Origin of the sequence: Oceanobacillus sp. FSL W8-0428 (assembly GCF_038004405.1) — a bacterium.
Lineage (GTDB): Bacteria > Bacillota > Bacilli > Bacillales > Amphibacillaceae > Oceanobacillus > Oceanobacillus sojae.
In genome coordinates, this window is the sequence record NZ_JBBORB010000001.1 from 1,884,234 (window position 1) to 1,904,871 (window position 20,638).

At 37.7% G+C, this 20,638-nt stretch carries 17 protein-coding genes; 11 read left to right on the plus strand and 6 right to left on the minus strand.

Annotation, left to right across the window (positions count from 1 at the left end):
- Positions 1 to 462 precede the first annotated feature (462 nt).
- Together MKY30_RS08780 and MKY30_RS08785 are read left to right on the plus strand one after the other, a co-directional pair.
- On the plus strand, positions 463 to 1,629 hold the full coding sequence (locus tag MKY30_RS08780) for an alanine dehydrogenase (protein ID WP_339284322.1): 1,167 nt from the start codon (positions 463 to 465) through the stop codon (positions 1,627 to 1,629).
- Between the two features lie 25 nt (positions 1,630 to 1,654).
- Entirely contained in the window at positions 1,655 to 3,037 is a 1,383-nt protein-coding gene (locus tag MKY30_RS08785; RefSeq protein WP_156985891.1) for a sodium/glutamate symporter, read from the plus strand.
- 242 nt (positions 3,038 to 3,279) lie between these two features.
- On the opposite strand, the gene MKY30_RS08790 is transcribed toward MKY30_RS08785, so the two are convergent.
- The 4 genes from MKY30_RS08790 to MKY30_RS08805 all read right to left on the minus strand — a co-directional run bounded on the left by MKY30_RS08790 (position 3,280) and on the right by MKY30_RS08805 (position 8,671).
- The gene (locus MKY30_RS08790; protein ID WP_339284324.1) at positions 3,280 to 4,626 is read right to left on the minus strand and encodes a tetratricopeptide repeat protein; all 1,347 of its coding nucleotides are present in this window, start codon (positions 4,624 to 4,626) and stop codon (positions 3,280 to 3,282) included.
- 358 nt (positions 4,627 to 4,984) lie between these two features.
- On the minus strand, positions 4,985 to 5,443 hold the full coding sequence (locus MKY30_RS08795) for a hypothetical protein (RefSeq protein WP_339284325.1): 459 nt from the start codon (positions 5,441 to 5,443) through the stop codon (positions 4,985 to 4,987).
- A gap of 82 nt (positions 5,444 to 5,525) precedes the next feature.
- On the minus strand, positions 5,526 to 7,130 hold the full coding sequence (locus tag MKY30_RS08800) for an alpha-glucoside-specific PTS transporter subunit IIBC (protein ID WP_341083535.1): 1,605 nt from the start codon (positions 7,128 to 7,130) through the stop codon (positions 5,526 to 5,528).
- A 206-nt stretch (positions 7,131 to 7,336) separates the two neighbouring features.
- The gene (locus tag MKY30_RS08805) at positions 7,337 to 8,671 is read right to left on the minus strand and encodes a 6-phospho-alpha-glucosidase (RefSeq protein ID WP_147209012.1); all 1,335 of its coding nucleotides are present in this window, start codon (positions 8,669 to 8,671) and stop codon (positions 7,337 to 7,339) included.
- Between the two features lie 274 nt (positions 8,672 to 8,945).
- Here MKY30_RS08805 and MKY30_RS08810 point away from each other — a divergent pair, with 274 nt between their 5' ends.
- The 3 genes from MKY30_RS08810 to MKY30_RS08820 all read left to right on the plus strand — a co-directional run bounded on the left by MKY30_RS08810 (position 8,946) and on the right by MKY30_RS08820 (position 12,652).
- Positions 8,946 to 9,719 (plus strand): MurR/RpiR family transcriptional regulator, encoded by a 774-nt coding sequence (locus MKY30_RS08810; RefSeq protein ID WP_186813549.1) that lies wholly within the window; start codon positions 8,946 to 8,948, stop codon positions 9,717 to 9,719.
- 207 nt (positions 9,720 to 9,926) lie between these two features.
- Positions 9,927 to 12,128: a Z1 domain-containing protein gene (locus MKY30_RS08815; RefSeq protein ID WP_339284331.1), complete on the plus strand. Its 2,202-nt coding sequence runs from the start codon at positions 9,927 to 9,929 to the stop codon at positions 12,126 to 12,128.
- Positions 12,125 to 12,652 carry a tetratricopeptide repeat protein gene (locus MKY30_RS08820; RefSeq protein ID WP_339284333.1) on the plus strand — a complete coding sequence of 176 codons (528 nt, stop codon included), beginning with the start codon at positions 12,125 to 12,127 and terminating at the stop codon, positions 12,650 to 12,652. Before MKY30_RS08815 ends, MKY30_RS08820 begins: the two co-directional genes overlap by 4 nt.
- 80 nt (positions 12,653 to 12,732) lie before the next feature.
- On the opposite strand, the gene MKY30_RS08825 is transcribed toward MKY30_RS08820, so the two are convergent.
- A complete protein-coding gene (locus tag MKY30_RS08825; protein ID WP_339284335.1) occupies positions 12,733 to 13,533 on the minus strand; it encodes a YwqG family protein in 801 nt (266 codons plus the stop codon).
- A gap of 159 nt (positions 13,534 to 13,692) precedes the next feature.
- On the opposite strand from MKY30_RS08825, the gene MKY30_RS08830 reads away from it, so the two are divergent.
- Positions 13,693 to 14,403, plus strand: coding sequence for a class I SAM-dependent methyltransferase (locus MKY30_RS08830; RefSeq protein ID WP_147209020.1), 711 nt, complete (start codon positions 13,693 to 13,695; stop codon positions 14,401 to 14,403).
- 45 nt (positions 14,404 to 14,448) lie between these two features.
- Here MKY30_RS08830 and MKY30_RS08835 read toward each other — a convergent pair whose 3' ends face one another.
- Positions 14,449 to 15,114 carry a Crp/Fnr family transcriptional regulator gene (locus tag MKY30_RS08835; RefSeq protein ID WP_147209022.1) on the minus strand — a complete coding sequence of 222 codons (666 nt, stop codon included), beginning with the start codon at positions 15,112 to 15,114 and terminating at the stop codon, positions 14,449 to 14,451.
- Between the two features lie 74 nt (positions 15,115 to 15,188).
- Here MKY30_RS08835 and MKY30_RS08840 point away from each other — a divergent pair, with 74 nt between their 5' ends.
- The 5 genes from MKY30_RS08840 (at position 15,189) to MKY30_RS08860 (ending at position 20,606) form a co-directional block, all read left to right on the plus strand.
- A complete protein-coding gene (locus tag MKY30_RS08840; RefSeq protein ID WP_339284337.1) occupies positions 15,189 to 15,941 on the plus strand; it encodes an HAD family hydrolase in 753 nt (250 codons plus the stop codon).
- Between the two features lie 26 nt (positions 15,942 to 15,967).
- Entirely contained in the window at positions 15,968 to 17,083 is a 1,116-nt protein-coding gene (locus tag MKY30_RS08845; RefSeq protein ID WP_341083541.1) for an aminotransferase class V-fold PLP-dependent enzyme, read from the plus strand.
- A 154-nt stretch (positions 17,084 to 17,237) separates the two neighbouring features.
- On the plus strand, positions 17,238 to 17,780 hold the full coding sequence (locus MKY30_RS08850; RefSeq protein ID WP_341083544.1) for a CueP family metal-binding protein: 543 nt from the start codon (positions 17,238 to 17,240) through the stop codon (positions 17,778 to 17,780).
- A 131-nt stretch (positions 17,781 to 17,911) separates the two neighbouring features.
- Positions 17,912 to 18,097: a hypothetical protein gene (locus MKY30_RS08855; RefSeq protein ID WP_147209027.1), complete on the plus strand. Its 186-nt coding sequence runs from the start codon at positions 17,912 to 17,914 to the stop codon at positions 18,095 to 18,097.
- A gap of 370 nt (positions 18,098 to 18,467) precedes the next feature.
- Complete coding sequence (locus tag MKY30_RS08860) at positions 18,468 to 20,606, plus strand: DEAD/DEAH box helicase (RefSeq protein WP_341083546.1); 2,139 nt, start codon at positions 18,468 to 18,470, stop codon at positions 20,604 to 20,606.
- Positions 20,607 to 20,638 lie beyond the last annotated feature (32 nt).

Below are 20,638 nucleotides of genomic sequence, written 5' to 3' on the forward strand. Positions count from 1 at the left end.
GTTCTTTACCATATCAATATCCTTATTGTGAGTTCTCTCTTTATCCTTTAGATTGCTTATGGCAGTTATCTGCTTTTCTCGAAAGATAAAGAAATCTGAAAGGATAAGGAATGGATTTAGTAGGGGAGAAATAATTTTGCAGGTGTGGGTAAAGCAGGTTATATCTAAAAAAATAGAAAAACCCAATTCATCCTGCAGAAAGATGAATTGGGTTTTAAATTGACTGTTCCCAACAATTAATTCTATTTTCCTTTCTTCTATCTGAAAAGAAAAAATAATTAGAAACTGACTAAAATAATTGGTATAATAATTAAATCGACATTTAGGCAAAAGGATATAAATAACTTTTATAAAACGTATATTGCAGGACAAGTTTAACGATTAAAATTGCATGGCTTAGGCAATTGGCAGAATAAAATCTGCCATGTAAACAGTCTTTACAAAGATATTGGAGGAATACAAATGATTTTTGGTGTATTAAAGGATAAGAAAATAGGAGAATATCGTGTGGTATTAACTCCTGTCGAGGCAGCAACTATTAAAGAAGATGGACATACTGTTTTGGTTCAAAAAGATGCAGGGTTGGCAGCTGGTTTTACCAATGAACAATATAAACAGGAAGGTGCGGAAATAGTAGAGTCCACTGAGGAAATGTACAAACGATGTGATTTTCTTGCCAAGGTGAAAGAAATTGAAGAAAGTGAATATGGATTATTAAGAGAAAACCAAATTGTATATACGTGTATCCATCCGGCAGCGCATCCAGAGCAAGTACAGGCTATTCTTGATAGCAAGAGTATAGCCTTCACAGCAGAGGATTCGCATCGTTTTGGCTCCGTTAACTGTGAAGCGGCAGGAAAACAGGGGGCATTAATGGGATTAAATGCCATGTTGACCATTAATGGCGGAAAAGGAAAGTTTGTGAGCGGGCTTGCTGGTGCTCCTGGTATGAAAGTATTAATTCTGGGTGGCGGATTGGTAGGACGCTCTGCATTGCAGGTGCTGCAATCCTTAGGTGCCTGGTGCACAGTAATGGACGTTAACTACGGTGTACTTAGAGATATCGGCAAGACTTATAATGAAAAAGTAAACACTCAGCTGTCTACAAAGCAAAATATAAGAAAACTGCTGCCAGAAATTGATATGGTCATTAACTGTGTGAAATGGCCAAAGGAAAATAAAGATTTCTTAATTGATCGTGATATGCTTCATTTAATGGAAAAGGGCTCTGTACTTGTCGATATCAGTAATGATGCAGATGGTGCGATCGAGTCCTTCTGTGAAACAACACATGAGGATCCGACCTATATTGAAAATGGTGTTGTTCATTATTGTGTAAGTAATATCCCGGGAGCAATTGCTAATTCTACATCTGTTGCTTATGCGGCTTCGATATTGCCTCATTTACGTTCTATTTTAAATAATGGTGTTAAAGAGGCTTGTATCCGTGATGGCTTTTTAAGAAGAAGCTTAACGGCTTATAGAGGATATCTCACACACGAGGAAACTAGTGCGATTCAAGATCGTCCTTGGGCTCGACCTGAAGATGTATTGCATATACAAGAGGAAAAACTTGACTTTGCACCGCCGGCAACTCCAACAAGATCGACAAATTTTTTAGAGCTTTAATGCAACCAGGAAAAGGGGAAACTAGATGACGATAAACACATTATTAGTAGATTTTGCCTGTGCAAGTATTCTTATTCTAATAGGAATGTTTCTCAGAGCAAAATTTAAATTTATCCAAAGAAGCTTTATTCCGGCGAGTCTGCTGGCAGGGTTTCTGGGGCTGGCCCTGGGGCCCAGCTTTTTAGATGTTTTGCCACTTTCTGAAAATATTGGTTCTTATGCGGGTGTTATTACCATATTAGTATTTGCGGCGGTAGGGATTAACGGTTTTTCCTTTTCTCCGGGCAACATGAAGAAAGATCTTAACCGGATGGGTGCATACGCGATTTATAAGATTCTCGGTATCGCACTTCAGATGTCTATTCCAATTATTTTTGCAATAATTGTTATTTCAAAATTTATCCCGGAGATTAATTATGGGTTTGGATTACTGCTGGCTGCCGGGTTCTATGGAGGGCATGGAACGGCAGCAGCAATAGGGACAACATTTGAAAACTTAGGCTGGGAAAATGCAACTGATTTAGGTATGACAGCAGCAACCGGTGGTATGCTTATTGGTATTTTTGGAGGGCTTATTTTTATTAAATGGGCGACAAGGAAAGGCTATACGCAGTATGTAAAGGATTTCTCAGAGATATCAGAGGATTTGAAAACCGGCTTAGTAAAGCCTGAAAATCGAACATCTATGGGGGATGATACAGTATCGCCTATTGCACTTGATCCGCTGGCTTTTCATGTAGCATTATTAGTGGTTCCTGCCGGCTTAGGTTATTTATTAAATAATTACATTGCAGAGACCTGGAATTTAGAATTTCCGACATTCACAATTGCATTTATTATTGCATTGCTGATGTATGTTGTCCTAGGAAGAGGGAAAAAAGGTATCTATAAATATGTGGACAGTAAAATAGTAGATCGGATCGGCAGCTCTGCAACTGACTATCTTGTATTCTTCGGGGTGGCGTCAATTCAACTTCCAGTTGTTAGAGAATACTGGCTTCCATTAACGTTATTAATGATTTCAGGTCTTGTTGTCGTTGTGCTGACACTTGTGTTTATTGGACCTGGTATGAATTATGAAAGCTGGTTTGAACGTTCTATCTTTGTATATGGCTACTCCACAGGTGTTTTTGCAATTGGACTTACATTATTAAGAGTTATTGACCCGAATAATAAATCAAAAACACTGACAGATACAGCGATTGTTGGTCCGTTAAACACTCCCTTGGAGCTATTTGCGTGGTCAGCAGGGCCAATTATGCTGATGACAGGTCAGCATTGGGCATTTGTTGGAATCTATTTAGCAATTTCGATTGCCTGTATTATCATAGCAAGAATATTTAAATGGTGGTATTGGAAGATACCGCTGGGAGATCGGCCGCCGGTTCCTTTGGATAAGGATGAGTAATATATTTGAAAATAGAATAGTAGAAAAGAAAAGGCCGGGGTGACACTTTCTAAGGAGATCCCCAGCTTTTTTGTAAATTATCAATAGAAGTTTAAGAAGTGCTTATAAGGATTTTTAGAATCTAAAGGAGAATGTTCGACAAATTGAATGAGAGGATATAACCGGTTATTCTACTTATAATTTAATAGATATAAAAAAACTAGCATATCACCATTTGGTTGCGTGCTAGTTTTTCATATCTGCTATTTCTTCTTCCGCAAATTTCTTTTCTCCTGTCGGCTAAGTCCGGCAGTCAACTGTTCAAATAAGCTATCCCATTGGTTCTGATAAGATTTATAAATGAACGGATATTTTTTCTTTAATTGCAGGATACCTGCAGCATAGCTCTCTTTGTCACTCTCAAGCTGTTGTCTGACATAGGCAGGTAATTCATTCATAACTGCAATTACTTTTGCTGCCGCCATTTTCCCAGTATAAAACCATTCATATGCTCTATAGTAAAGCAGCTGATAGGCATTTTCATCATGGGACAGCTTGCTGATTTCTTTTTGTAGACGAGCTTGTTTTTTTGTTTCGTTATGAGCTTTTCTTATGTCATTATTATTCTTCTGTGTGATAACGTCAGCTAAGCTGATGTAAATCTCTGCTTCCTGAAATAATGCTCCTTTATGGAAATACATATATTGTTCCATTAGCTCATCCTGCAATCTTTTAAAATCTTGTTCATCCGAGATAGTTTTTATATGCTTTTTAAATTTTGATAGTACCTTGGATAATACAGACCATTTTTCTGTAGTAATGATAATATTAATCCAGGATAGATAGAATGCTGTAGCAGTTTTTGCATCGTCCGCTTCTGTCGGCTGGGATTGCTCCATTAAATTGGTAACTTTATCTGAATATGCTGTATTTATATAAAGATGTGCTAAACCAGGGGCGAACATTGCTTTTTGTTCAGGAAATTTCTCCAATAAATCTTCATATGTTTCGATAGCTTTGTCGGGATAGCCGTTATTCTGATAAATATCAGCTTTTAAAGTATAAATAATTTGCAGCTCTTCATCACTTGCAGTAAGAGGGATGATTTCTGAAAAAATCTTTTCCATCTCATCAACATCGCCATTCAGACTCGCCAGCTTTAATAGCTTGAACTTAATTTCGCCGCTGTCGGGTACGAGTTGGTTTAATTTTTTATAGACTTCAAAGGCTTTTTGATTATCTCCACGATCTATTAATTTCTTCGCATCAATGATTAATTGTTCCGCCTCATCAAATTGTTTAACTTCATTTGCTATTGAGTCTGCTTCAGATGTATTATTTTGCTCAGCTTTTACAGACATTGCTTTATCGGCTTTTTTTTGTTGCTTGTCTGCCTTCTTGCCATGTTTACGGGCATCGTCATAAGCAGCTCTTTTCTCTGGATCATTCAAAACTTCATAAGCTTCCTGTACTTTGGCATAACCTTCTGGATCTGTTTCCTGCGGATGCTTCTCTAGAGCCTCCAGATATTTTTCCTCGATTCTTGCCTGGCCAATATTTGCTGTTGTACCAAGAATCTTATAATAGCTTTCATTCTTTACTTTACTCATATTGATAACTCCTCATTATTTACGGTCAAAAAAGGATAAAGTTAGTACTGTATCCTTGTCGGTATTTGAACATATAAGTTCAACTTATATAGATTATTAAAAAAAGCAGCTTTACTTGTAAAATGATAACTTCACTAACCAGAACCTTGCATAACTCCGCTTCTCATTGTAGCTTTTCTTTTCGAATCTCGCAAGAACATGATTGAAATAAGCAGAAGGAATAAATAGGTATATTGGCTAATAAAAGTTAACTTGTATAGAATGAGATCCGATAAAAATGATTTAATTAAATGGGAGTATCAATAGGATTTTAAACTGGTAGAATGGAGATACATTATAGAACACACACTCCGCATTATTAGAAATTTAATCTTATAAAAGCTGCAAGCACAATAACGGTTAAAATAATATTTAATATTGTAAGCAGCCTGCACTGGACTGCTCCGTTTTGAGAACTTTGATCCGATTGAAGTGCTTTTGTTTTGAATCTGGTAATAACTGTAAAGATTACTCCAACAATATTTCCGATAAATAATTGTGAAATTGCCATATATGTTAGATAAGAGGGGAGAGTATGAAACTGATTTAATTCTTTTAGCTTCCAAAGTATATAAGCCCAAATTAAACATATCATGGAAGACAATAATAAGACGGAATTGATTGAATCACTGTTAAAAAAAGCATAGTAGCTGCTATTGGTCTGACTCATTGAAAACGTAACATACCCGAGATAAGCGAAAGGGACAAGAAGATAGAAAATGATTAACGTGTTTATATATTTTCGTGGATGCCGGTAAGTGCTTTTTTGTCTTAACATGCTGATGCCTCCTGTTATTTTAAAGTAAAGGGAAGAAGGAACAGACGAATCCTTCTTCCTTTATATTGTGAAACTCATACAATTAAGTTGATTGTTCTTCATCAATCAATTGTTCAAATTCTTCTCTGACGTTGGGAACAGAGAGACCGACAATGACTTGGATAGCATTCTTGTTTTTCACCAGACCCATGCCTCCAGCCTCTTTAAAGAAAGTATCTTCTGCTACAAGTGAGCCATCCTTTACATGCACTCTTAATCGGGTGGCACAATTGGTAACTGATTCAATATTTGCAGCACCGCCCAGCCCTTGCAGGAATAAGGCTGCCTTATCTTTATTCTCATTTCCTGAAGAGGCGGGCTGAGGATCTGTCTCTTCTCCTTTTTTCTTTTTATAGTCTTGTTTCGTGTATAATTTAATATTTCCAGTGTCTTCGCGTCCGGGAGTCTTCAAGTTCATCTTTAAGATAAGTATTTTAAAGACGTAGTAATAGATAAAGACAAAAGCAATTCCAATTATAATTTGGATAGCATAAGTTCCCCAGTGGTTACTAAATAGCGGAATCCAGTTCCTTGCTGCGCTGTTGATGAGCCCGCTGCTAAAGTCTCCGTTGACACCAAATTGGTACATGACTACAGCCATAACTGCCCCCAAGAAGGAATAAACAACAAAGAGAATTGGAGCTATGAAAAGAAAAGTAAATTCTATTGGTTCTGTTATACCGGCGACAACAGCTGTTATTGCTGCTGGAATTACTAAGGCTAATACTTTTTTTCTGTTTTCCGGCTTGGCTGTTTTATAAAATGCAGCGGCAATTCCGGGAGGAGCGAATATTTTTACACATCCATATAGGGAAAAACCGCCGGCAGGGAACAACGCTTTTAATGATTCTTTTGACTGGGCAAATTCAGAAAGATGATTTAACCAATTGACCTGAATACCTTCTTTTACAATTGCCGGTCCTAACATAAAAGGCGCATAAACAAAATGATGCAGTCCTGTCGGGATTAGTATTCTGACAAGGAAGCTGTACACAAAAATACCAACTGAGCCAGAACTGATGAAAAATGCCTGTAAAGAAGTTATTCTATCCTGGACCAGCGGCCATATCCAGCATGTCAGAAAAGCCAAAGGCAAAGTACAAATAAATCCAAGGATTACTACATAAGCTGAGCCTTGGAAAATCCCCAGCCACTCCGGAAGCTTTTTATCAAAATATTTATTATGAAGCCATACCACCAAAGCGGCTATAGCTATAGATCCAATGATATTCGTATCTAATGTTTTAATTCCTGCTATTAATTTGAGACCTGTTGTTTTACTTGTCTCTAGGTCTGCAAAGAAATCAACCCCGAATGAACCTCCAAAGTATTTTAAAATAGAAGATATAAAGTAATTAAAGGTTAAGTAGATTACCAGAGATTCCATGACCGCTCTGGCATGTGCTTTCTTTGCTAAACCAATGGGAAGACCAATGACAAATAATAGCTCCATTTGTCTGAAGACTGTCCAGGCGCCTGATGCGACAATGTCCCATAATTTAAACCATAATGTATCTTCATTGGCCAATGAACCCATAATCAGTGGATTCTGAAAGACGGAAGCTAATGCAACCATGATACCGGCAAATGCAAATAACAGAACAGGAGTAAACATGGCACCTCCGAACCGTTGTATTTTTTGTAACATTTATAACTCCTCCTTATTATGTTTTAAGCGTTTTCAAAGCTGTTAAAGGAAAGGTGATTAATCCGATTCGTTTTTTTATTAGTCTTTCCTTTGACGGGAATATAAACAACGATTCTGTATGATAAATCAAAGGAGGCTCCAAACCTTGGTTATTCAAAGTAATGTTTGGAGCCTGCTGATTAATAAAGAGTGAACTCCGATAATTTTTAATGCAATGTCGGCCAATAATCTTTATTTGCTTCAATCAGTTCATCTAATAGTTTTTTGGCAATGTCTGCTCCCGGGATGGTCTTACTTAAAGCAAATGCCTGATACAGTTTTTGCTTAGAACCTTCCGTATAGGCTTCCACTGCTAATTTTTCAACAGCTACCTGCTGCTCCATTAACCCTTTTTGGAATGTCGGTATTGGTCCAATTGATAACGGCTCTGCTCCTTTTGAACCTACCAGACAAGGGATTTCAACCATAGCAGTAGCATCAAAGTTGCTGATCGCTCCATTATTTTCGACCATAATAAGCATTCTTTCATGCGTATTGTAGCTTAAAGCACAAGCCAGGTCGACGATATACGTAGCGTGGGCTCCAATTTCTAATGTTGTTCCTTTAGATGTACCTTTTTCAATAATATTACGGCATTCTCCAAATACACGTTTTTCTCTGCCATCTATTACTTCATTTGCCCGTGTATAATTTGCGTCCGCAATCTCTACTTCTTTATTTGGGAACAAATAATATTTTAAATATGTGTTCGGTATTGTGTCTGGATCAAGCTCATAAACAAATTTTGCCATATCATACGTATGAATCCAGCTGGGATCTGAATTTCTTGATTCTTTTCCAATTGCATTAAGATTAAACCCGTTTTCCCCAATATATGATTTTATTTGTGGCATCAGGTCGTTTCCATTTTTGTCCTGAACATCTGTATACCAGCCAAAGTGATTCAGGCCATAATAACGGATTGATAGATCTTTTCTGGATTCTAAACCGACTATTTTAGCCATGCGGTCCTCTAATCCGATAGGATGATCACAAATATTCAATACTTTGGAGTCCGGTCTTAATTTTCTGCAAGCTTCTGCAACGATAGAAGCTGGATTTGAATAGTTTAACATCCAGGCATTTGGTGAATACATTTCCATATAATCAATGATTTCAACAACACCTTTAATAGACCGTAACCCATATGCCATTCCGCCGGGGCCACAAGTTTCCTGACCGATGACATTATATTTTAATGGAACCTTTTCATCTTTTTCCCGCATTTCATATTTACCCACGCGAATATGTGCCATTACAAAATCCACATCTGTAAATCCTGCCTCAGGGCTATCTGTTGCGACAAACTCAATATGAGGAGCTTGTTCCTTAATAATAATTTCACAGGCTTTCGCAATTATGCTTTGTCTCTCTGGATCATTATCATACAGCTTTAACTGTCTAATTGGAAATTTATCCAGATTGTCCAAGAGCATTAATACGATTTCCGGTGTATATGTGCTTCCTCCACCAGCAATTACAATTGAATGTTGTTTACCCATTATTACCATCTCCAAGTTTTGTATTTGATGCTTGAGTAATTTATAACACAGAGATTTTGGGTAAAACAATGGAATCCAGAGGTTTAGGTTTTTGTTTAACAGCCTGATTAAAATTTCATTTCATGAAAAAAATTTACTCTGGACTAAGAAATGAAAATGGTTTCTAAGAAGTAATTCATTTTGTTATAATAAATCAATGTACAATTTTTCAGGTAAGGTTTTTTATCCGGAAAGTTCAGCATGTATAAGTTTGTTTATTATGGAGGGGATTCAGATGGCTGATAATTTGAGTAAACAAATTAATCAAAATTTTAATCAATTAAGTGAAAATGATAAATTCATTTTAAATTATATACTTCAAAATAAAGAAATTTGCCAATATATGAATGTCTCTGAGTTAGCGCAAAGAAGTACGTCTTCGCCAGCTTCTATTGTCCGGCTGTCAAAGAAATTAGGTTATTCCGGTTTTAGTGAACTGAAGTATCAACTAAAAAGCGAGATAGATGAGGAGAGTCAAATTAACTTTGATACATCTACTTATTTAGATGAATTACAAAATGACATCAATATAACAGTAAAATTATTTAAACAGACAGACCTGTCTGAGCAATTCGCTCTTATCCATAAATCGAATAATGTATATGCCTATGCAACAGGTACAGCACAAAAGAATATGTTAAATGAATTAAATAGATATATGCTGTCTATTAATAAGAATTTAATTATCATTCCGAGCTATAGTGAACTGGAAATGGTATCTAGTCTTTCGTCGGATGTCGATTTACTAATCATCGTATCCTTAAGCGGAGATACAAATGATTTAGAGCACCCACTTCGAATGCTTAAAATGAAAAATATACCAATTTTATCGATTACAGATATTAAAAATAATAAATTAGCTAATTATTCACCTAATAATTTGTATTATCATCCAACAGGTATAGCGAAGAAAGGGAATATCTCAAAATTATCCTTTGTCACGTTAAATGTGTTAATAGATCTCTTTTTCCAGGAGTATGTCTCCTATGTATCCAAAAAAGAATCATAGATTTTTCAATGTATGGTAAAATTTTATAAGGAGCCTGAATTTGTCAGGCTATTACGCAAGCACGTTTTAAACGTGTTTTTTTCTTTCTTGTTCATTTATTCAGTATTAGGCTGCTGTTTTTAGCCCTTCTCGGACAATGAACAAGGCCGGATAGAACGATTAAATATTTAAAAGTATCATGGATAGAGCAAGGAGCCACTTCACTTTATGGAAACAGTTAAACACGAACTAAAAACAAATGGGACATTCTTCTCCCTGGTTTGCAAGAAAAATAATTATAAAACAGAAGAAATAAATGTGATGCAGAATACAGTCAATCAGTTATTAAAAATCTCTACAACATCCAAAAAGCCAGGAATGCTGCTGGGGCATATTCAATCGGGGAAAACGCGTTCTTTTCTTGGTTCTGTGGGATTAGGATTTGATAATGGTTTTGATGCTGCGATTATTTTAACAAAGAATTCGAATGCACTTGTTAAGCAGACCTTTGAAAGGATAGAGGGAGAGTTTTCAGAATGCATAGAAGAGGATAAATTAGCTGTCTATAACATTATGAAAATGCCGGTAAAGCTCCGCAAATTTGAGTTAAAGAAAAAGCTCGTTATTGTTCTAAAAAAAGAAAAGAAAAATATGCAGCGCTTAGAAAGTCTCTTATTTGAAATGTATCCAGATCTGGCCACACAAAAAATCTTATTTATTGATGATGAAGCGGATTTCGCTTCGGTTGCGTATGACAATGTGAAAGATAAAAATATTATTGATCTGAAGGTAATTGCCGGGCAGATTGATGGTATTCGTGCCAGGTTAAGTGATGCTGCTTATCTGCAGGTAACAGCCACACCATATTCCTTATATCTTCAGCCGGATGATATGACGGTTCATGAGCATAAAGCATTTCAGCCGAAGCGGCCGGCTTTTACAGAATTAGTGCCGGTGCATGACAAGTATGTTGGCGGGGAGATGTATTTTGATAAAGCCAAAGAGGATGGACATATGGCAAGTTACCTCTATCATGAAATTCAGGAAGAGGAGCTTGAAATTTTAAGGAAAAGTGATAAGCGCAAGGTAAAAGTGAATTATTTGCTTACCGGTGAACGTTATGACGGCATCCGCAGTGCTTTGATTCACTTTATTGTTGGGAGTAAAATCCGCAATATTCAACAGGAGAAGATGAATCAGCGTCTTGAAAAATATGCGTTTATTATGCATACCATCACCACTAAGGCTGCTCATCAATGGCAGGAAGAGGTGATGCTCCATATGGAGGAGCAGCTCCGCGAAGCAATAGAGAAGGAGGATCCCGTCTTTGACCAGTTAGTTCGTGCAGCTTATCAGGATTTTGTACGATCACAAATGAAGGGTATATATTTTCCAGCCTTTGATGAAGTTCTTTCTAACGTTCGTGAAGCTTTGATAGAGGAAGAGCTGTTAATTGAAATTGTAAACTCTGAGCAAGATGTAGATAATTTATTAGACAAATCGGGAGAGCTGAAATTACGGACCCCGCTTAATTTCTTTATTGGCGGACAAATTCTTGACCGCGGTATTACGATAAAAAATTTAATTGGCTTTTACTATGGAAGAAACCCGCAAAAGTTCCAGCAGGACACGGTATTACAGCATTCCCGGATGTATGGAGCCCGCCCGTTTGCAGATATTGCAGTTACCCGTTTTTATACAACAAAACGTATCTATGATGTGATGGAGCAGATGCATGAATTTGATGCAGAGCTGCGCAGAGCCTTTGAATCCGGGGCAAACAGCGGAGAAGTGACCTTTATTCAAAAGGATATCAATAATACGATTTTGCCATGTAATCCAAATAAAATTTTATTATCAAGCGTGCAAATGTTGAAGCCGGGAAAACGAATGCTGCCAACAGGTTTTCAAACAATTGCGAAGAGCTATCTGGAGCGGCAAATGAAGAAAATAGATAAGTATATGGAAGCGATGAAGCATACGGCAAAAGCAGTACATCCAAAAGACGCCCGCTGTTTCCTGATTAAAAAAGAAAAAATTCAAGAGCTGTTGGCAATGATTTACCAGACCTATGAATTCGAAGATGGATACGAATGGGACCTGGAAACATATTGTGCTGTGATGAATTATTTGTCAGAGGAAACGGACACGAATCGAAAGGGATACGTCTGGATAATTTTACGCCAGAATCGTAATATGGCGCGTATTCGAAAAAGTACGGATAGGTTTGAAGATGCTCCCGATACAAAACAGGATGAATTAAAAATAGCACGAAACTTAGCAAGAGTTGTTCCAGCTCTAATTTTAATAAGACAGAATGGAGCAGAGGAGCAGGGCTGGCGCGGCGGTGCTTTTTATTGGCCGGTGCTGGTTACGCCTGAGGAGACGAAAACGACAGTGTTTGCCGGAAAAGGGGTTAAAGAGAGGTGAAACAGGTGAATAATTATTTTCACAAAGATGATGCCCAGTTAAACCAACAATTACAGCAGGCTATTGAATTAAGAGAAAAAGGCGATGCGAACCAATCCAGAATTATTATATTAAAGCTGTTAGAACAAAATCCGGACCATGCCTTTCTCAACTATCAATGTGCCTGGAGCCATGACGTTTTAGGAGAAGAAAGAACTGCTGTGCCATACTATGAAAAAGCAATTCAGCTGGGCTTAGAAGAAAGAAATTTAGAAGATGCTTTATTAGGGCTTGGAAGTACTTATCGGACATTGGGAGAGTATGAAAAATCGAAGAGCACATTTTTAAAGGGAATAGAACTATTTCCAGATAATAAAGCAATTCAAGTGTTTTATGCGATGACATTATATAATTTAAAAGAGCACCATCAAGTAATGGAGATATTGTTAAAAAATCTTGCTGAGACGACGAATGATGCCGACATCCAAAAATTCTCCAGGGCAATTACTTATTATGCAGATAAATTGGATACAAGCTGGGAGTAATTAGTGAGAAATATAAATTTATAATCGCTTCATAAGTAAATGCCAGTGCTGTTCGATGCGTGAACAGCACTGGCATTATTTTAATAACAATCCCAATTATAAAGCACCTTACTAAAATCTCTATTTTTCAAATCCTCTTCGGAGATAAAGAAATTTCCAACACCGGAATCTCCCCACATAATGTTATCACCGGCACTATCAATTTGCAGCAGCAGTATATCTTTTTCTTGATAATCTCCATAAGCCCGCGGATCTTCCTGGGTAAAGAAAGGATAGCCGCCCAATTTATGGCCTGTACCACTAAACAGCTGGAAAAATTCTTCTTCCAAATCTTCATCATTTCTTATTTTATCAAATATATCTGCGTAAACCTCTTCACGGCGGTAATCACTTACTGTGAGAGCTTCGGAACCTATTTCAAAGGATAATCCCATCTCCTGTTCAACAGGGAAAAATAACTCATCATCCGGCAGGGTTACAAAAGAAAAATCCTGCACTAATTGTGATTCATCCTGAATAATATCTTTATGATAGATAACGCGAAAACCAGCTTGATTCTGACCATCATCAAAATCCATTCCGATAACATCATCATAGCCATCAATGTAAAATTGCAAAATCCCTTTATGCGGAAAATGCGGCAAATGAACAGGAACCTCATTAAAATTAATCTGTGCGAGCAGTTTTAAAGGGTTACTCTCTTCATTTTTAGGATACTCCATGGAAACAGGGAAGTACGGATTTCCTGCAAATTTACTTTCGAATAAAGATGTTTCCCGCTCTGTAGCAGAAACCTTTACAACTGGAATCAGTGTATCTTGAATGATAGAGCGGTATTGCTCAAAAGCCTCTGATAATTGTAATGATGTTTTATCTGGCATAAGAAACCTCCTGAAATTCAGTTTATTCTGTATAATGATTACTATAGCAAATATTAAGATGAGGAGAAAATGAGAGAGCAGATAATTTACAAAAGATAAGAAAGGCTGCTTTATCAGTGGAGATGTTTACAGACTATTACATAATCTGGAGGGATTTCGTTGCACAGAGTAGAGTATATAAGAAATAAAGAAAAAGAATACCATGATGCCTGTTATGATAATTATAAGCTGTTCGAGAAAGGCTCCTGGCTGTACAAGCCTGTTAAAACAGTAATGGAGCAATTGCCATATTTTAAAGAAAAAACGAATATTCGTGTTCTGGATTTAGGTTCCGGGGTCGGCCGGAACAGTATTCCCATAGCAAAAGAAATAAAAGGCAGAGGAAAGATTGTCTGCGTAGATTTGCTGCCCTCAGCAACGGAAAATTTAAGACAGTACAGTAAAGAATATAATGTGGAGGAAGTCCTTAAGCTGGAAACCAGGGATATAGAGGATTATCCAATCGTAAAAGAGGGATTTGACTATATTATTGCAGTCTCTGCTTTAGAGCATGTTGCTTCTGAAGATGTTTTTGAAAGAGTAATAGAAAATATGGCAAAGGGAACTCGAAAGAATGGCATCAACTGTATTATTGTTAATTCTGAGGTGGAAGAAATAGATATTGCAGAAAATAAAAAGTTAGATGTCATGATGGAAGTAAATATTAAAACAGAAGAAATGCTCCATAAATTAGACAGGCTGTATGAGAGCTGGGAAGTACTGAAACGGCTCGTGAAACCATTAAAGTATACAATAACACGTGATAAAAGAGACGTTTTGCTGCAAACAAATGCAATAACTTATGTGGCGAGGAAATGCGATAATTATTGATAGAGGATGCCCGAAACAGAAGGTGATTTCTAAGAATGAATACCGTTACTCAAACCGCACATCCTCAGAAATCTCTTTCAATTTATCCCGTTGCAAAACTCGTATTTGATCATTTTCCCGCTCTACAATCTCTTGAGCTATCCATTGTTTTAAAATTCGATTGACATGCCTTTTTGTAGTCCCTATTAAAGCAGCTGTTTCCTCCATATTTTTGGTTGTAATATAAGATGCCTTCGAATTAGAACCAGAAGCAATGGTACATAAAAAAGCAGCAAGCCGGACATTGGCAGGAGACAGTGCATTCACTCTGGATGAGATGGTACATGTCCGAAGCTTATATGCTAATTCTTTTAATAATATTTGCGTGAATGCTGCATCGTATTTCAGCTCCTTTTCATACGCCTGTTTGGGAATAAAGACGAATGAACATGGTTCTGCCGCAACGCAATTAGATTGAATCACACAGTCTTCCAGAATTTCAATGTCTCCCATAACAGCAGGAGCCTGACAGTAACGCAGCAACAGCTCCTTGCCTGTGATTTCCTGACTGGAAACAAAGTATTTTCCACTTATTAAAAAATAAAATCCATCAATTTCTTCTCCGGCAGTTAATATGTATTCATTGGATATGTATGTGCGGATGGTGACTTCTTTTTCCACTGTATTTGGAATCAAATAATTGTAAATGGCAGCGAATTGGCTTAGCTCCACGTTATTTCCTCCTTGGGACATCTGTCCTTTCGTATATTTTTAATCATAGTATACTTGAAAAAGAGGTGATTCACATGAATTTTGTTTTTGATATAGATGGCACAATTTGCTTTGATGGAAAAACAATAGATGCGTCCATTATACAGGCACTGGATGAAATAAAAGCGGCAGGGCATCAGGTGATTTTTGCATCCGCAAGACCAATCCGGGATTTACTGCCGGTTCTGCCTGAGGCTTTTCAACAAGGGAAGCTGGTTGGTGGAAATGGATCATATACTTCAAATGGCGGAAAGGTTGACGTCATTCATTTTCAAGATAGTTTACTTACAAAGCTTCAAACACTGGTAGAAGATAATCAGTTAACCTACTTAGGAGATAGTGATTGGGATTATGCTTTTACTGGAGAGAAGACACATCCTATCTATAAGAATATTAATCAGGCTTCAGCAAAGAATCGAGAGCTGAGAAGCCTGCATAAGCTGTGTAAGCTGGTCCTGTTTCAGCCTTCACGGCACGTAATAGATGAGCTATCCACTCTGCCTGTAAGTATAACCTGTTACAAGGATGAAAATGCGATAGATATCAGTCCGGTTGGAATCAATAAAGTAAGAGGGCTGCATGCTTTACAGGTGCAGGATTTTATTGCATTTGGTAATGACAGTAATGATCAGTGCTTGTTTGAAAATGCTTTGTACAGCGTCTGTATTGGCGGACATGAGGTTAAACAATATGCATCTGCATCAATAGAAAAGGAAAATGTTCCAGCGATGATAGGTGAAGTATTGCGTGCGTATGAAGATCAAGAAATACAAAGCATCTATGTTTAAATATTTACTATAAAAGGAGAGATAACATGAATGAAGAGATTATCTCGCAATTTCCTACACTGACAAATCGGAATTATCTTGCCAGCTGTTCTCAAGGACTATTGCCGGCAAGTACTTCTCGTGCAATCACAGCGTATCACGAAGAATTACTGGCTAATGGAACAAATTGGGATGCAGCAATGGGAATGCTGGAAAGAGCCCGGGAATCCTTTGCTGCACTAATTGGGGCTGACCCGGATGAAATAGCGGTTGTGTCCTCGGTGTCACATGCTATCTCTGCAATAGCGACAGCTTTTCCAAATGCTTTAACAAGAGATGAAGTTATTTTCACAGACCTTGATTTTCCCACGGTTGCAGATATATGGACTGCCCAGACAAAATTTCAGAAGAAGCTTCATGTGATTCCATCTGAGCATGGGAAGATTTCTCCGGCATCTTTTGAGAACCATATCAATGAAAAAACACTGCTTACATCTATTCCTCATGTCCATTATAAAAGCGGGTTGAAGCTGGATATCAAAGAAATAGCGGAAGTTGCACATCGAAAAGGTTCGTTATTATTTGTTGATGCCTATCAATCTGCAGGACATTGCCCTATTCATGTAAAAGAGATGGGAATTGATTTTCTGGCAACGGGAACAAGGAAGTATTTATTAGGGATTCCTGGCATTGCTTTTCTGTATATTAATCAAGAAATTGCCGATAAGCTTCATCCGGTCGTGACAGGATGGCTGGGAAAAGGGAAGGAAGGCGTAAGAAAATTTGATTCAGGTACACCTTCCTTTATCAGTGCGTATGCTGCCAAAGCGTCTTTGGATTTTATTCAATCTATTGGAGTTCCTCATATTGCAGCTTATCTTGAAGGGTTGGGAGCATTCACAGTGCAGTATGGAAGTGAAAAAGGATTAAGGATATATGGAACTGAGGAGCCGAAAAACAGAACAAGTTTAGTTGCATTTGTTCATCCACAGGCTGCTGAGGTCGTTAATAAGCTTCAAGAAAAGGGAATTGTATTAACTGCAAAGGAAAATATCATCCGAATCTCACCGCATGTTTATAATACCAGGCAGGATATTAAAAGAGCGATTGATGAAATTGTACTATTAACGGAACGACGAGACTATGAAAATCTGCATTTTTAAAATCACTTGCATCTATTTTTGAACGCCCTGCTCATTATTGCTCTTTTTCCTTATAAAGTTAACTATATTGTGTCAGTTACCTGGACTATATAGGAAATATCACTGCATTCCCGTATAATACAAGACAAGAAATCCTATTTGGAGTGTGAATTTCATGACGAAGACGAAAAAATTGAGCCTGATCTTGTTCGGGCTGTTAGTTTTATTAGCTGCCTGCGGTGGAGAGGATAATAATCAGCAAGAAGATGCGCTGGAAGAAACGGGCGGTATCAAAGAATTAGTTCATCACTATAGTACCGAAGATATTGTTGATGAGAATGCATCCATTACTTCTGAACAGCTGATTGTTACGGATAATGAGGGAAATGAAGAAGCTGTCTATGATTTACCGGAGGATGAATTTTTTGTTTCAATTGCACCCTTTGTTCAACAGACACATCCTTGTGAAATTCATAGTTTAACAGGCTGTCAGGGAGAAATGGTTCAAGAAGAATTTGATGTATATATTGAAACAGCAGAAGGCGATGTTGTCATAGATGAGACAATGCAGACGGAGGAAAATGGCTTTATTGACCTGTGGCTTCCAAAAGATGAGACATATACCGTCGAAATCAAGCATGACGGAAAAGAAGTAACCTCGGAGATCAGCACGTTTGAGGATGATTTTACCTGTATCACTACAATGCAATTAATCTAGTGAAGAACAGTACCCCTATGCAGAGTGTCTGGGATAACCCGGCAGTCTACATTTGAAATAACAATATTATTTTTGTTGTCCTACATAATTGATTCTCCTTGTACATACGCTAAAGCAAGGAGGATGATAGGATGGATAAAACAGATGAGCCAATGAAAAGAATGGCTAATTTGCGATTATCACATGCGGGATTTGCCCAGTATTATAAGGAGCTATTAAACAGAAACCAATATCTGCTCAAGGGAAACAGTAAAAATAAATCTCACAAGCATTTTTTTCAAAAGGTTCATAGGGCGAATTCTTTCCGTATTACATAGAATTTGCTTTATGTAAATATAAAACGAAACTTCAATCAATGGAAGTTTTACGAAAATTACTCCGTGATAAGACAGGATTAACATTGTCCGAGCCGTTTGATATTCTTATATCAAGCGGTTTTTTTTCGATAATTAAGGAATATTTTTAATCCGTGTTAGAACTAGTGAAATAGCTTTAGTACTTCATGGAGAGAAAATATGTAGTGACAAGGACGTATTCTCTTTTTATCAAATGATAAACAATGCTACAATAAAACAATGTAATCTTAAAATAAAGACAGGGCAGCAGGTGGTATGAATAATGCCGCAACAGCTGTCTGTTATAAATATAAAATATATAGTTTCAGATAGAGCAGCAGGAGGAGTAATCATGGTCAGAACGAAACAGGACGTGGAGAGGTTAGAAGCGGAGTTAAACCGAATTCACGAGAGCATCGATATGAGCTCAGAGGAGTTATTTAATTATCGGATTAAAGGAATATGGCAGAGGCTGAAAACAAGTTCGGGAAAAGAACAATTAAAAACAATGCCGATGGACACGATTTTAACATTGGAAAATGAGCTCCCCGTAGATAGTTTAATGAAGAACGGCTTTAAAACAATGGAAGATATAGCTGATCATAAGCCTGAAGACTTCATACAGCTTGAAGGGATGGATGAAAAAACAGCAGAGGAGCTTTATCAAGCTGTTTCAAAGATAAAAGCATCTGTCTATGAACAGGCAATTCCCCGTGTAAACCCAGATGATATTTCCAATGATGATGTAAGCTTACTGGAATCTATTTATAAGAAGTGGCATCTGTTGAAGATTCTGGAGAAGCTGCAGGCGGAATTTCAGGAGTACTATGAAGAAACAATTCCTGATATTGAAATTGCAAAGAAGCAGAAGAGCTTTTTTGGGGCATTATTCCAGCCGAAAGAGGAGAAGGAGAAAATTAGGTCTGCCTTTGCTAATTTAAATAAAAGCAAGCATCAAAAGGAATTAAATAAAATCAAGAAGCGCTTAGATTATATGCTTGATTTTGAGGTGAGCAAAGAAGAACTTAAAAAGCATTTTGAAACAGAAAATGCTTTCTACTATACAGAAATTGAGAAAGCAACGGACTTTGACTCAAAAAATATCTCAGAAAGCTTGCCGCAAGAGGCAGTAGAAGCAGTGAACAGTTATCCGCTTGATACAACAGGGCTGAATATTACCTTAAGAAATTATCAAATTTTCGGCGCGAAGTATGCATTGCTGTATAAAAAGACGCTGTTAGGTGACGAAATGGGCTTAGGAAAGACTATTCAGGCGCTCGCTATTATTAATCATCTTACGCAAAACAATCAGGGACATGCTGTTATTATTTGTCCCTTAAGTGTTGTTGCTAATTGGAAAAGGGAGATTGAACAGCGATCTGATTTACAGACATTTGTCTTTCATGGCAGTAATCGGGAGGAACAGTTTAAAGCTTGGAAAGAAGAGCGTGGAGTCTTAATTACAACGTTTGAACTGGCTGGTGATATGCAGCTGGAAAAAGAGTCTCACCTTGATGCCTTGATTGTTGACGAAGCACATTATGTGAAAAATCCGAGTGCGAAGCGTTCACAAAGCGTTTATCATTTAGCTGATCTGGCAGAGTATGTCTTATTTATGAGCGGAACGCCACTGGAAAATAGTGTGGAAGAGATGAAGCAATTAATCTCGGTTTTACAGCCGGAAATTGCGGAAAGCCTAACCAAAGAGATGCACCTGCATCAACCCAAGGCATTTCGTAAAGCAATTGCTCCCGTTTATTTAAGGAGAAATCGAAAGGATGTCTTAAATGAACTTCCAGATTTAGAAATTATTCCAGAGTGGGTTCGTTTTGGAGACGAAGAGGAGAAGTTCTATCAGCAGGCTGTGAAGGATGAACAAGTTATGGCAATGCGCCGTGCGGGCTGGCAGGGGGAAATCCCAGATAAATCGCCGAAGCTGGAGAAGCTGCTGGAAATCTGTGAGAATGCCAAAGAAAATGGACATAAAGTGCTGGTGTTTTCTTATTTTAAAGATGTTATCCAAACCATCAGCAAAAATTTAGAAGACAGAACACATCGGGCAATTACAGGGGATGTTCCTAATCATAAAAGGCAGGAAATTATTGATGCATTTACAGGAGATGAAGCTGGGTCTGTACTGGTCAGTCAGATTACTGCCGGTGGTGTCGGGGTTAATATTCAGGCAGCGAGCGTTGTTATTTTATGTGAACCGCAATGGAAGCCGTCGATGGAGGAGCAGGCAATCAGCCGTGCTTATCGTATGGGACAATCCCGGAACGTTGTTGTCTATCGTTTATTAACAGAGGAAAGCATTGACGTAGCGATGCTGGATGTATTGGGAGAGAAAGCAGATCTCTTTAATCTGTTTGTCAGAGAATCTGATACAGCATCTCGTATATTGGATGAGCAGGAGCAAGAAGAGGAAGAAGCTTCGATTCAGAAGAAGGTATTGAGGCTGGAGAAAGAGCGATTTATGGAGGCTGTGCGTTAACAGACGCTTTGAGCTGTTTTAAGGGACTAGGG